Source organism: Prevotella sp. C0026C3 (assembly GCF_056590795.1).
Window position 1 is genome coordinate 1 of sequence record NZ_JBWPWW010000028.1, and the last position, 14,159, is coordinate 14,159.

The 14,159-nt window shown below is 46.6% G+C and carries 9 protein-coding genes; 6 read left to right on the forward strand and 3 right to left on the reverse strand.

Annotated features, from left to right (window positions below):
• Positions 1-117 precede the first annotated feature (117 nt).
• Complete coding sequence (locus tag AC1EK4_RS11310) at positions 118-327, reverse strand: hypothetical protein (RefSeq protein WP_480358306.1); 210 nt, start codon at positions 325-327, stop codon at positions 118-120.
• 667 nt (positions 328-994) lie between these two features.
• Between AC1EK4_RS11310 and AC1EK4_RS11315 the strand changes: the two genes are divergently transcribed.
• Genes AC1EK4_RS11315 through AC1EK4_RS11340 form a run of 6 tightly spaced genes read left to right on the forward strand, consistent with a single transcriptional unit; the run spans position 995 to position 9,648 of the window.
• The gene (locus tag AC1EK4_RS11315; protein WP_480358307.1) at positions 995-1,609 is read left to right on the forward strand and encodes a TetR/AcrR family transcriptional regulator; all 615 of its coding nucleotides are present in this window, start codon (positions 995-997) and stop codon (positions 1,607-1,609) included.
• Between the two features lie 27 nt (positions 1,610-1,636).
• On the forward strand, positions 1,637-3,424 hold the full coding sequence (locus tag AC1EK4_RS11320; protein WP_480358309.1) for an ABC transporter ATP-binding protein: 1,788 nt from the start codon (positions 1,637-1,639) through the stop codon (positions 3,422-3,424).
• Positions 3,421-5,154 (forward strand): ABC transporter ATP-binding protein, encoded by a 1,734-nt coding sequence (locus tag AC1EK4_RS11325; protein ID WP_480358311.1) that lies wholly within the window; start codon positions 3,421-3,423, stop codon positions 5,152-5,154. The genes AC1EK4_RS11320 and AC1EK4_RS11325 overlap by 4 nt, the downstream gene beginning before the upstream one ends.
• Before the next feature lie 8 nt (positions 5,155-5,162).
• Complete coding sequence (locus tag AC1EK4_RS11330; RefSeq protein WP_480358313.1) at positions 5,163-7,535, forward strand: efflux RND transporter permease subunit; 2,373 nt, start codon at positions 5,163-5,165, stop codon at positions 7,533-7,535.
• Positions 7,536-7,547: 12 nt separating this feature from the next.
• Positions 7,548-8,327, forward strand: coding sequence for an outer membrane lipoprotein-sorting protein (locus tag AC1EK4_RS11335; protein WP_480358314.1), 780 nt, complete (start codon positions 7,548-7,550; stop codon positions 8,325-8,327).
• Between the two features lies 1 nt (position 8,328).
• Positions 8,329-9,648: a DUF1302 family protein gene (locus tag AC1EK4_RS11340; RefSeq protein ID WP_480358315.1), complete on the forward strand. Its 1,320-nt coding sequence runs from the start codon at positions 8,329-8,331 to the stop codon at positions 9,646-9,648.
• A 297-nt stretch (positions 9,649-9,945) separates the two neighbouring features.
• On the opposite strand, the gene AC1EK4_RS11345 is transcribed toward AC1EK4_RS11340, so the two are convergent.
• Both AC1EK4_RS11345 and AC1EK4_RS11350 read right to left on the reverse strand, forming a co-directional pair.
• Positions 9,946-12,078, reverse strand: a complete 2,133-nt coding sequence (locus AC1EK4_RS11345) for a TonB-dependent receptor (RefSeq protein ID WP_480358316.1) — start codon at positions 12,076-12,078, stop codon at positions 9,946-9,948.
• A 647-nt stretch (positions 12,079-12,725) separates the two neighbouring features.
• A partial coding sequence (locus AC1EK4_RS11350) for a hypothetical protein (protein WP_480358318.1) occupies positions 12,726-14,159 on the reverse strand: 1,434 nt, incomplete at its 5' end.

Consider the following 14,159-nt stretch of genomic DNA (forward strand, 5'->3'; position numbering starts at 1 on the left):
CGTTACGGTCACCGCTGCCTGTCTCATTGCTTTGATTGCTTTCATACAGTCTTTCTTAATCATTTTTGTCGTTTGATACTTTTGTTTCGTAGTCGCTTTCCTGTAAGCTGCTTCCGCCTACCACTTGGTTTCCCTGTCGCTGTAGAAGGCCCTGCTCGACCCTGTCGCGCTTCGTCCTGAAACTGATGGGTCGTTGTTGTCTACCTCCTCCCAGCCGCTCTCATCGCTGTCCATCGAACCGTCTATTCCGCTGCCAGCGAGCAGGTTCTGTTGTATTTCCGTGTGAACGATTTCAACATTGGGTGTAATGTACTTTTTCTTTTTCATTTTGCTCGTTCTTTGATATTGTTCTTTAACTGATAATTATACTTGAGAAATGTCTATTGCTGACGCTTGCTTACGCCGCCGTCCGCTTGGCGAGCGGACACGAAAAAGGCAGGAAGGAAATTCCTGTGGAATCCCCGTCCTGCCTTTGTTTCCATACCTGCGCCTCGCGCGCGTATGCGTATATTTAAAAAAGAGAGTTGACCGGCGGTTAGCCTGTGTGTGTGTGTGTGTGTGTGTGTGTGTGTGTGTGTGTTAGCAAATTATTTGGAACTACCAAATAATCTGTCGCAAAAATCACGCTGTCATCAAAAAAGTTTTGCATTTTACACACACTGCACATTGATTTGACGTGGCGCGAGCCACGGAGTTGATAAATTTGGTGGCAAAGATACGAAAATTGTCCGATAATTCCAAGCGTGCGGCCTATTTTTATGTCGTCGGCCCGCACGGAGCGGCACAAATACCCATTAGTGGGTATTGCCCGTCCTGGTCTTTATCCTTACCTTTGTCGCCATCAACAACCATCATGACATGACAAGGAGAAAACGACATATCAGGCAGCAGGAAGCTGCCATCCCATGCGAGGCGCACCGTTCAGGCAATGAGCGGTGCGCTTTTTTTTTGAACAAAATAGAACAACGTTCACTATTCATCCTTTACCCTCATCATGCAAACTCTGAAAGATGACATTCGGCAGCGCATCATCGCTACCGCCCGTGCAGAATTTATCGCACATGGCGTACGCTGCACCTCCATCCGCACAGTGGCTCGCAAGTCAGGTGTCGCTGTAGGAAATCTATACAATTACTTCAAGAGCAAGGACGAACTGTTTTGCGAGGTGCTGCGACCTCTCACCAAGGCGTTGAACAAACACATCCTGTCGCACAATGACGAAAAGTTCCTGTCGATAGACGTGTTCAACATGCGGCAACACCAAATAGATTACATCTTTGCTATGCTCGCCATCATCAAAGACTTTCGCCCAGAGCTTCGACTGCTCCTATTCAACTCGGAGGGTACGTCGCTACAAGGATATAAAGACAAGATGGTGGACAGACAGATGAAGGTGGGCATGGAATACCTGCGACTGATGAAAGAACGCTATCCACATCTCAACGCCAACATTTCGCCATTCTTGGTTCACATCACTTGCTCTACATGGATAACCGTTTTCTGCGAGATTGTAGAACACGAAGATTACAGCGACGAGGATATCAAAGTTGCCTTGGAGCAGTACATGGACTTTAGCATGGCAGGTTGGAAAGCATTAATGAAACCATAAAGACTAATTATTAAAAGACGATAATATATGATGAAAACTCTCAAACGTTTAGGAGCTTACATGGGAGGGCGCAAATACTTGCTGCCATGCTCCGTAGCACTGTCGGCAGTCAACGGACTGCTGTCGCTTGTCCCATTCATACTTTTGTGGCTCGTGGTGCGCACACTACTTATCGCCAAGGGCAATCTCTCAAACACCCCTCTTATAGACTATGCCCTATGGGCTTTTATTATATCGGTGGCAAACGTGTTGCTCTACTTTTTGGCACTGATGCTCTCTCATCTTGCAGCATTCCGTATCGAAACCAACATGAGGCGCAAAGCGATGCAACGACTGATGCGTGCACCATTGGGCTATCTCGATGAACAAAACACGGGGCGTATGCGCAAAATCATAGATGAGGATTCGGGACAGACACATACCTTTGTGGCGCACCTGCTACCCGATGTGGCGAGCTGTGTCGTTGCTCCGATAGGTGTTATCGTACTGTTATTCGCTGTGGATTGGCAGTTGGGTGCGGCTGCAATAATACCTCTCATTGGTGCGATAGGCATTATGGGATATATGATGAACCCGAAGAACAACCAGTTTCAAAGGCTCTACCTTGATGCGCAGGAGAAGATGGGGGCAGAGGCAGTGGAATATGTCAGAGGTATTCCCGTGGTCAAGGTGTTCCAACAAACGGTCTTCTCGTTCAAACGCTTCTACGATAGCATTATCAGCTACCGCGACCTTGTCATCAAGTGTACGCTTGTGTGGCGCACGCCAATGTCATTTTATATACTGGCTATCAATGCCTTTGCCTTCATCCTCGTTCCTACTGCTATTATCCTGATAGGACACGGTGGAGATACCACCACAATTATTGCCAACGTGATACTTTATGTGGTGATTGCACCGCTCATCGCTTCCAACGTGATGAAAGCCATGTATCTCAGTCAGGATCTATTCATGGCAAACGAGGCTGTGGAACGATTAGAGCAGCTCACTGATATTGCACCGCTCTCGCAGCATGACGAGCCAAAACGGGCAGAAGCGTATGACATTCGTTTCAACGATGTTTCGTTCCGATATGAGGGAGCGGAAAAAGATGCAGTGAGTCATATCAACCTGACCATTCCCGAAGGAAAGACGGTTGCACTCGTAGGAGCGTCGGGCAGCGGAAAGACCACGATAGCAAGATTGATACCTCGCTTTTGGGACGTTCGTCATGGCAGCGTTACCATAGGAGGCATAGACGTGAGGGATATGCGCAAGGACGAACTGATGCGCAACGTGTCGTTCGTCTTCCAGAACACCCGTCTGTTCAAGACTTCGCTTATCGAAAACCTACGTTACGGCAATCCTGATGCAACGACTGAACAGATCAACCGTGCCATCGACCTCTCACAAAGTCGCGAGATTATCGACCGGCTGCCACAGGGATTAGATACCGTTATCGGTGCCGAAGGTACTTATCTTTCGGGAGGTGAGCAGCAGCGTATTGTTCTTGCTCGTGCCATTCTGAAAGATGCTCCTATCGTGGTGCTCGATGAAGCGACCGCCTTTGCCGACCCCGAAAACGAACAGCTTATCCGTAAGGCACTGGCACATCTCACCCAAGGAAAGACCGTGCTGATGATAGCTCATAGACTAACCACTGTGCAAGATGCCGACAGCATCGTAGTTGTGGACAACGGCGAGATAGTCGAACAGGGTACGCACAAGGAACTATTGAGCAGGGAAAAGCAATACCACCGTATGTGGAATGAATATCAACAATCCGTTTCGTGGAAACTATCATCTATTAAAAGTCATAAAGTCATAAAGTCATGATTAAATATTTTCAAAACCGTTTCGCTCTTACGGAAAAAGGGGCAAAAGACTTGCGGCAAGGCATCATCTTCTCGACACTGCTCAACCTTGTGCTGATGCTGCCACCCACTTATTTGTTTTTCTTCCTGATGGAGTATCTCGATGATAAGTCAATGAATGCCCCTCATACGTTGTGGTTTTATCTCCTCGTGGCAGCAGGGTTAATGGTCGTGATGCTCGTCGTGATTCGTCGGCAATACGACAGTACCTATACCACCGTATATAATGAGAGTGCGCAACGCCGTATCTCCTTAGCCGAGAAACTGCGCCGTTTGCCTCTCGCCTTCTTTGGTGAGCGCAATCTCTCCGACCTCACTGCCACTATTATGGAAGACTGCACACTATTGGAAACAACGTTCTCGCACGCCATTCCCCAACTGTTTGCTTCTGTGGTGAGCATTGTCATTATCGCAGCGGGAATGTTCTGTTACGACTGGCGATTAGCCATCGCTCTGTTTTGGGTAGTGCCTTTTGCCTTGGTGGTGCTGTTGATTTCACGAAATCGAATGGACAAGGCTTTTACACATGTCTACCACATCAAACGAGGAGTGAGCGAACAGATACAGGAAGGACTGGAGTGTGTGCAGGAAATCAAATCGTACAATGGCGAGGACGAATATAACCAGCGGTTCGACCAGCGATTAAAAATATTGGAAAAAGGACTTGTTGCTGGTGAACTCTTGACAGGTGCGTTTGTCAATATCTCTGCTGTATTGCTTAAATTGGGCATGCCTACCGTCATCGTTGTAGGTGCATGGATGCTTCAGCGTGGCGACGTGTCGGTGTTCGTCTATCTGGCGTTCCTCCTTGTCTCGGCAATGGTCTATAATCCTATTCTTGAAGTATGCAATCACCTTGCCGTTCTTACTTTTCTCGATGTACGCATCAAGCGAATGAAAGAGATGGAGGCAATGCCCATACAGACGGGCGACACCGAGGTGGAAGTTTCAAATTATGACATTGAGTTCCACAACGTCAGCTTTTCCTACGAAACAGATAAGCAGGTGCTTCACAATGTTTCATTCACTGCCCGACAAGGCGAGATAACCGCACTCGTTGGATCATCTGGAGGAGGAAAAAGCACCGCAGCCAAGCTCGCTGCACGTTTTTGGGACATCAATAGCGGGAAGATAACTCTGGGCGGACACGACATCTCTGGCATAGAACCAGAGACATTGCTTAAAAACTATGCCGTCGTGTTCCAAGACGTGATGCTTTTCAATGCCTCCGTTGCCGACAATATACGCATAGGAAAGCGCGACGCCACCGATGAGGAAGTAAGGCATGTGGCACGATTGGCACAGTGCGATGACTTCATCAATCGTATGCCACAAGGCTACGACACGGTGATTGGCGAAAATGGGGAAACCCTTTCGGGTGGGGAGCGGCAACGTATCTCCATAGCCCGTGCACTCTTAAAAGATGCTCCTGTGATACTCTTAGACGAAGCAACCGCCAGCCTTGATGCCGAGAACGAGACAAAGATTCAGGCTGGTATCTCCGAACTGGTGCGCAACAAGACCGTCATCATCATTGCGCACCGCATGCGCACCGTATTGGGTGCCGACCACATCATAGTACTCTCGGGCGGAACAGTCGTGGAACAGGGCACACCCGATGAACTGATGGCAAAAGGTGGAGAGTTTGCCCGGATGGTGAGACTGCAACAGGAAAATAAATCATCAAAATAAAAACAACAATGAAAATCGAAAAAATCAACCGTAAGTTCAGGCAGACGGCGGAGTGGATACTGCGCCATCGGTTGCTTGTGGCGGGGCTGTTCGCCCTGCTTGTCGCGTTCTCGTTCGTGGGAACGAAGCGCATCGTGGTGAAGACCTCGTTCGATGACTATTTCCTAAGCGACGACCCTATGCTGCTCAAGACCAACGAGTTCAAGTCTATCTTTGGCAACGACTACTATGTGGCAGTGCTGGTAAAGAATAAGGATATCTTCTCCAACCGCAGTCTCACGCTCATTCGTGAGCTGAGCAACGAACTGAAAGATAGCCTGTCGTACGCCGACAAAGTAACATCGCTCACCGACCTTGAGTTTGCCTCTGGTACGGAAGAAGGTATGACCATAGAGCAGATTGTACCAGAGCAGATTCCATCGGATGCAGCTGGACTGAAAGAAATCAAGCGCAAGGCTTACAGCAAACCCTATCTGGCGAAGAAAATGGTATCGACCGATGGAACAATGACATGGATCATGGTAAAGCTGCGCCCCTTCCCTGCCGATAGTGTGTGGAAGAAGACAAGCGACATGGCTCCCGACATGATTACTGGCAGGGAAGCTGGACATATCATAGGAAAGGAGAAATATGCAGAACTGTCGCCCGCTGCTGCAGGAATGCCTTATCTGAGCTATGAGAAGGTGGTCTATCTCAAGGGCGAAATGGGACGATTGTTCCTCTTCGCATTCATCATCTCTATTGTAGTAATGCTCATTGTAACTCGTTCGCTACGTGGAGTAATAGCGCCATTGCTCACCTCTGTCTTAGGACTGCTCATCAGCTTTGGCATCATCGGCTGGACAGGCATCTACATCGACATGACAACCATGATGATAGCCGTCATTCTCACCTTTGCCTGCTCCATTGCCTACAACATCCACCTGTACAACTTCTTCAAGACGCGCTTCGTAGAGACAGGTAGGCGCAGGCAATCCATCATCGATGCGATGGGCGAGACTGGTTGGGGCGTATCGCTCTCGGCACTCACCACCGTGGCAGCCATGATGACTTTCCTTTCCATGAACATCGTACCCATGCAGGCAATTGGTGTCAATACATCAATCAGTCTGCTCGCCGTATTGATTACCTGCCTTTTCATCACTCCCCTTCTGTTGTCGTTTGGCAAAGATAGAAAACCAGCCGTCAACATGTCGAAGAGCTTTGAGGGCTATATTGGCAATAGGTTTGAGCAATTCGGAAGTTTTGTAATACGCCATCATCGGGGCATTGTCGCGTTGTCGGTGGTGCTGACGATTTTCTGTGGCATCGGACTCTTCTTCATCGAGCCAGCGTTCGACATTGAGAAGACAATGGGGAGAAAAGTGCCTTACGTCAACAAATTCCTCAACCTTTGTGAAACGGAACTCGGCTCCATGTATGCCTACGATTTGATGATTACGCTGCCGCACGACAACGATGCCAAGAAACCAGAAAATTTACAGAAGCTCGACCAATTGTCAAAAATTGCTGACGGCTACAAGCTAACCAAACGCCACAACTCCATCACTGACATCGTGAAAGACATGAATTGCACGCTCAATGGGAACAAGCAGCAATTTTACACCATTCCCGACAATGCCGATATGGTGGCACAGTTGCTGTTGCTCTACGAAAACGCCGGAGGAACGGAGTCGGAATACTGGATGGACTACAACTACAAACGGCTAAGGCTACAAATAGAACTGAAAGACTACAACTCCAACGAAGCCGAAAAGGAAATGAACGACCTTCAGGCGGAGGCACGCCGTCTCTTCCCCGATGCACACGTTTCGGTGGTAGGAAATATTCCGCAATTCACCGTCATGCAGCAGTATGTGGAGCGAGGACAGATGTGGTCGATGATGCTATCGGTATTGGTGATCGGCATTATCCTCGTTCTGATTTTTGGAAACTGGAAAGTGGGACTCGTAGGAATGATACCCAACATTGCCCCTGCCATTATCGTAGGTGGAATGATGGGCTGGCTTGGCTACCCACTCGACATGATGACCGCCTCGCTCATTCCGATGGTCTTGGGTATCGCAGTCGATGACACCATTCATTTCATCAACCACAGTCATGTGGCATACGACAGATGCGGCAATTATGCAGAAGCCATCAACCGCACCTTCCGCACCGAAGGACTTGCCATTGTGATGTCCACAGTTGTTATCTCGGCAACATTCATGGGCTTCGTCTTCTCCGATGCCACACAGATGAGCAACTGGGGCATACTGGCAGTAGCTGGCATGGTATCGGCTTTGTTGGCTGACCTCTTCCTCACCCCTATCCTCATAGACTATCTCCACATCTTCAAGCAAGAAAAAGTAAACATCAACAACACTCAAAATAACAATTAAATCAAAAAAAATATGACAACAAGAAATTTTACATTGCTGCTCATCGCCCTGTTGGCAATTGGTAGCGCACAGGCAGCAGGACTGTCTGGTAGAGATATTATGCAAAAAGTAAAAAACCGACCTGATGGCGACACACGCTACGCTACCGTAGAGATGACACTCATTCAACGAAGTGGACACAAGCGCATCAGAAAACTCGAGTCGTGGGCTATGGACGTGGGCAAGGATACAAAGAAAATTATGTTCTTCACTTATCCCGGAGATGTGAAGGGAACAGGATTTCTCACCTGGGACTACGACAATCCACACAAGGTGGACGACAAGTGGCTCTATCTGCCTGCCATGAAAAAGACGAGACGCATTAGCGGTAAGTCGTCGAAGACCGACTACTTCATGGGTAGCGACTTTACCTACAACGACATGAGTATGCGCAATGTGGACGAGGAAAAACACCAGCTCCTGCGAGAAGAAAACTTAGACGGACACCGATGCTGGGTGGTACAGTCGATTCCCAATGACAAGGACGAAATTTATACACGTCGAGTAACATGGATAAGACAAGACTGTTTGATGGCTGTCAAGGCTGAATACTACGACAAACTAAACAAGCTACACCGCCGACTGTCTATCTCCAACATCGATAAAGTACAGGGATTCTGGACGATGCACCTCATGCAAATGGAAAATGTGCAGACGGGTCACAAGACCATCATTCGCATGGACAACCAGCGATTCAATGTCAAGGTGGCGCCGAACCTCTTCACCGTTTCCAAATTGGAGAAAGGACTCTGACATGAACCTGATACAACTATCTACTCTCTTGCTTGTGCCGATGTTCTCGGCACAGGCATCAGCCCAAGTAGAAACGCCAACAGCAGCTGTTGACAGTCTTGAAACAGTACCCGAAGAGACACTTCAAGAGACGTATGACAAAGACAGCGATGACGCCCTGCGCGTTCGGGTGAAGGGATTTCTTGACACCTATCACGCACTCCGAACAACGGGGAATGCCGACTGGATGGCGTCGAGAACTCGGGCAAGGGGCGAAGTGAGACTCGAAAAAGGAGCGACAGCTCTCTTTGTCTCACTGAACGCTATTTACAACGGAATACTGAAAGAACGCACAGGCATTGAACTGCGTGAGGCGTATCTGTCATATACCAAAGGCAACCTTGACCTGCGTGTGGGACGGCAAATCGTGATATGGGGCGTGGCAGACGCACTGCGCCTTACCGACTGTGTGTCGCCCATCGACTATACCGAATTTCTCGCCCAAGACTATGACGACATACGTATGCCTGTGAATGGCTTACGTGCCAAATACACCTTGGGAGTCATTACAGCAGAAGCAGTGTGCAACCCAGTAACTAACTTCGCTGTGATACCTACCGATCTGTGCAATCCGTGGGCAATGCGTTTGCCGTTCACCTCTCTCCCTTATTCCATAGACTTGGAAAGCGGAAAACCAGAAAAGCGACTGAAGAACATGGAATACGGCGGACGCATCTCCGTCAACCTTAGCGGTGTGGATTTTTCTGTGAGTGCCTTGCGCACATGGAACAAGTTGCCAGCCTTCCACATGGGGATGACAACCGACGGAAAGTCACTACACATCGATGGACGCTATCGTCGCATGACGATGTTAGGAGCCGACTGTTCGTTGCCCATAGGACAATTCGTCATTCGAGCAGAGGTTGCCAAATACATCGACGAGGCGCAAAATGCAGCAATGGGATGCGAAGTGGAATGCCGCAATGCGCTCAATGCGCTCATCGGCATTGATTGGTACCCTGGCAACGACTGGAATGCAAGCCTGCAATATTGCCACAAATACACATCGGGCAATCTCGAAAAACTGCCTATCTATCGCCATGCAGGGATAGCCACAGTACGACTCGCCAAAGATCTGTTGCAAAACACAGTGAAAATTTCATCTTTTGCCTATATAGACGTGGCAGATGGCGGCATCTTCAATCGCCTGTCCACCACCTATTCACTCAACGACCAAACAGCAATCGCTATCGGATACGACTATTTTCATGCCAACAAGGGCAAGTTCCAGATGTATGCGAAGAACTCGGAGGCGTGGGTAAAACTGAAATATAGTTTTTAGGCTGGTTCTATAAATTACCACCGCACATAGTCGTCAAATGTTTATGAAATACGTTTTGTTATCTTTTGGCTTCTTTTTATATAAAACAGGCTGCGCCTCAACAATTCAAACAAGTTTAATTGCATTCGGCTTGCTCCGTTTTTGGTTCAAAATGTAAGTTCGTTCAGTCGTGTAGCTCGCTACACTCCTTCACTCTCTTGCATTTTGACCTCAAAAATAAGCTCAAAATCTAACAAAGCTAATTTATAGAACCAGCCAATATATATTTACTGCTGGTCATCATTATGACCTCTGTTTTTAATATTTAAATGTTGCAGTTAATGTTATCTTACGCCCATCAGCATGCGCATACTCTGCATCTCTTGCCATTAACATTGAAGCCGGTGTATAATAAGTATTATTAAGCAAGTTTGAGATACCTAAATTAAGTTCCCAATCCTTTAAACTTATTCCTGTTGAAAAGTTGAGTAAATTTATACTACTAACTTTTCCTTCACCCTCGTTATATATACCTTTATCTGTGGTGTCAAAGCGGTTACGGTCTCCTGTATGAACGTAATGTAGCTGCATATACATATTTTTAATAGGAGCATAATCAATATATACAGCAAACTTGGCTGCTGGGATAGATATGTTAGACATATAGGTATCCCATTTCTCTGAAGTAGACTTGAGCTTCCCCTCAAACCATGAGAAATTGGCACCTGCTTTTAAGTTGTTTAATATTTGCGCATCTGCATTCAATTCCATTCCATATACCTTTTGAGGTGTTCGGTTGACTACCCAAAAACCAGCTTCATCAATCTTAAGGTCGCTACCCAACTTTGAATAGGTATAAAAAACAGATCCATTTAGCTGTAACCTATGATTGATATCAGAGTATACACCTAACTCAAAGTTATTTGTCTTTACTGGATTAGTAATAATCTTGGATAAAACGTCTTCTTTAGCTGCACGCAGCGTCCGCCCTAAATCAAAAATAGAAAAACCTTGCGAAAAAGCAACGAAAGGTTGAAATATCGACAACTTATTGAAAGATATGCCTGCATTAAATGAGAAATTATTATATTTTAGTTTACCTCCCTTAACATGTACTTCAGGACTACTGAGTTTTGTACGCAATATATCGTAATCAGGTACATTGACATCTATAACGTCATAACGTCCTCCTAATTTTACATGAAGACATTCCCAAAGAGTTGTCTTTGTTTGCAAGAATGGAGCATGATTACTACTCTGAAGTTTAGGAACCCAATAACGTCCATCTACAAGTGGCTGGGAGGTTTCATCCAAAAGATAATCATATCCATAGGTAAGACGAGTGAAGAGATTTTCAGATATTGACAAGAATGTATTAAATTGAGAACGGAAACCTATCTTTTGATCTTTGATGGTAGCTTGTCCGCTTTTTTCTTCCCAGCGCGGTTTTTTCGGGTTATGTTTTCTGAAATCAAATATTGTGTATAAACTTGTACCATATATAGACGCCTCAAAATCTGTATTTGAGAATAATTTACGAGAGGAAAATTTTAAATACGCATTATGGTTATAAGGTGTACCCTCATCAGCAGCCTGTGGGTCTTTTTCACCGAAGATACCTATAGCTGGACTCTTTAGATATTTTCCTTTTTGCTGAACAAGAGCAGTATGCTGCAGGCTCCGATAGAAATTATACATAAATTCTAACTTATTTTTGGCTGATAATGCATAGCTTAATTTAATAAGAGCGTTTGACGTATAAGTATCACCTAATCCATAGCGTGGAGAGATATATTCACCAGAACCATCAATACTACTACCTGTTTTTACAAAAGAACCGCTAACAAGATAGTTTAATTTATCTATAGAACCATAAAGTTGTTGGTTGACACGATAGCCCATTCCTTGTGTTCCATGATAGAAATTATAAGTTGAACCTGAGAGAGAAGACGCACCGGCAATCTTTTTATTTTTTGTATTCTTTTTTGTGATAATGTTTATTACACCTCCAATAGCACCATTTCCGTATAATGCAGTCGAACCCTTTACTATTTCAATGTGATCAATAGCAGAAACATCTATAGAACGTATGTCTCGGTCTGTAGATCTTAATGGAGTGGATTGTGGAATCCCATCTATTAATATGAGCGCGCCCCTACCTCGAAGAGATTGGGAGCGTGAACTTGTTGTATTGCTTGCTAACGCCATGCTTGGAGTGAGTAAACCTAAAAGGTGAGATAAATCAGGTTCAGCTTTACTCATTGTTGCAATTTGCTTTTGATCTATAATTGTTACTGTTGCAGCAGCATTAGACTTTATTTCAGGGATACGCGTAGTGTTTATAACAACTTCCTTTAAAAGATACGTTGAATCTGTCTTAATATGCTCTTTGGCATTACCAAATGCATACATCATAACAATCATACTAAGGATTAAGTATTTTTTCTTCATGTGAAATAATATTTGTAAATAATAAATTAAGAGATTCATTTTAATCTCTTTGATGAACACTAAATTAATTTGCAAAGGTATTAAAAAAAATAAAAATATTACAATACCTAAAAATCATGAATCTTCATCAACTCTTAGTAAATAGTCAAAATAAGCCACCCTTCACACTAACATCAGCTCTGTTGTTCGCACGGCTCTTTCATTTAAAAGGTCGTTTGTTTCATTCGTTGTAAAACAACAATGTCCTTAAATGAAAGAGCCGTGCCAAAAGATAACAAAACGTATTTCATAAAAATTTAATGACTATATGCGGTGGTAATTTATAGAACCAGCCTATAAAACAACGGCTGCAAAAAAACAGATATTCAGCAATTAAAAACAGAATGAGAATAACTGTTTTTGAATGATAATTGACAACAACATATTTGAAAGGGCTGACCGCATTGCTGCGATCAGCCCTTTTAAGATATCCTTTTCCTTTTGGGGGAATAAAGCTGAGAGAATCTACTTGATCCGCTCCACGGTCAGTCCGCCCGGCTGACCCGGCTCTATCTTGATATATCTACCCATGATTTCTGTTTGTTAAATGTTAATACTTAGTGTTGTCTTGCCCCGTCCGCAGGCGCGGATTGCGTTTCACGGCGGTGTCATTTTACGAAGCGCACCAAGCGCACGGCGTTGCCGCTGACTCCGCCGTACGAACTGACTGCCCCGCTTATCGAGATGTTGTAGTGGGTCATTGTCACGTTCCCCGGTATCAAAGCACCGTCGGACGTGGAGGTCCAGTAGTTGAAGTGGCGGCTTATCTGCTCTATCTTGCAGTTCTTACCATTAAAGCCTGAGTTCCATCCAGGAAAGGGCAAGAAGAGGCAGCCCTTCTCGGTGACGGCTTCCTTCTTGAGGATCTTGCCCAGATAGCCGTCCGCCGTCTTACCCTCGAGGGTACGGTTCTTGCCGAAAGTAGAGATATTCGCTGCGGTGAAGAGCGACATTGCAGTCGACTTTTTCATTCCATCGGGGAATATCACGAGTCCAGCCTGGTCCACTTCACTCTCCACGGTACCGTTGCCGTTGAGGTCGAGGAACGCGAGGGCGTAGGCAAACGTGCTGGCGTCGTCAGGAAATTTGCGCGTATCGATCAGGTACTGCCACTCGCTCAGACTGAGGGTTACTAGTGGGTCGGTGCTGTCGCTCAGCTTCGCGTAGTTGGTCCAGTCTTTGTCTGTGCCCTGGTACTCGGTGTTTTTCGTGGGCAGGAAATATTTGCCCGTGCTCTTGTCGACGAGGGTGGGGTGTTCTGGTTTTCCGAAGAAGAACATGTCGAACACGGGGTTGGTGGTGCAGCTCACGTTCCATGCGTCGTTGTTGTCCTGCACACAGGTGTAGATGCCGAAGTAGTAGTTGTTAGCGTAGCTGGTGGGAGGCACCATGATCCACTGCTCGGGGGCGAGTCGGTAGTATCCCTTCAGCACGTTGTACTTGGCTTCCAGCTCTTGTGGTTTGTCCTTGCCCTTGCGGTAGAGGATGTTGGGATCGATGTGCTTGCGCACGGTGAGCGAATATACCTGCTTGGGCATCATGTACTGCAGGTTGCCGTCGGTGAAGTTGACCTTCTTGCCATCCTTGCTCACGGTGAACACGGATGGGGTGCCATCGGCGGTGCGCACAAAGGCGTCGGCGCTGTTGCCTACGGTCGCCGGTTGGGCTCCGGCGGAGACGATTTTTTTGGAGGTTTGCTTGTCGGTGTAGATGTCGAAGGAGAGCGTGGCCTTGTCGGTCGCTACCTTGTTGGGCACCAGAGGGAGGTAGATGTCATAGGGTGCATCAGGGCTCGCCGCCGTCGTGAACACAAATCCCTCACGCACGTTGCTCTCCCTTCCCGCCATGACGGTGCTCTCAATGTTTCCGCTTGCCGCGTCGACGGTGGCCTGCAGGGGTACGTCGCCGTGTACCACGAGGGCTTTGTATGTGTTGCCCAGGAGCGGGTTGTATTTGCCCTTGACGCTGAAGTGGGCTGCGGCGAAGGCGTTCTTGAGTGTCACGTCTTCCAGTATGCCGGCCTTGTCGCCGTTCATCTTCAC

Bases quoted from the DNA above. Each gene is read 5' to 3' on its own strand.
- AC1EK4_RS11310 (WP_480358306.1), bottom strand. From the start codon at position 327: ATGAAAAAGAAAAAGTACATTACACCCAATGTTGAAATCGTTCACACG.
- AC1EK4_RS11325 (WP_480358311.1), top strand. From the start codon at position 3,421: ATGATTAAATATTTTCAAAACCGTTTCGCTCTTACGGAAAAAGGGGCA.
- AC1EK4_RS11320 (WP_480358309.1), top strand. From the start codon at position 1,637: ATGATGAAAACTCTCAAACGTTTAGGAGCTTACATGGGAGGGCGCAAA.
- AC1EK4_RS11330 (WP_480358313.1), top strand. From the start codon at position 5,163: ATGAAAATCGAAAAAATCAACCGTAAGTTCAGGCAGACGGCGGAGTGG.
- AC1EK4_RS11340 (WP_480358315.1), top strand. From the start codon at position 8,329: ATGAACCTGATACAACTATCTACTCTCTTGCTTGTGCCGATGTTCTCG.
- AC1EK4_RS11315 (WP_480358307.1), top strand. From the start codon at position 995: ATGCAAACTCTGAAAGATGACATTCGGCAGCGCATCATCGCTACCGCC.
- AC1EK4_RS11335 (WP_480358314.1), top strand. From the start codon at position 7,548: ATGACAACAAGAAATTTTACATTGCTGCTCATCGCCCTGTTGGCAATT.
- AC1EK4_RS11345 (WP_480358316.1), bottom strand. From the start codon at position 12,078: ATGAAGAAAAAATACTTAATCCTTAGTATGATTGTTATGATGTATGCA.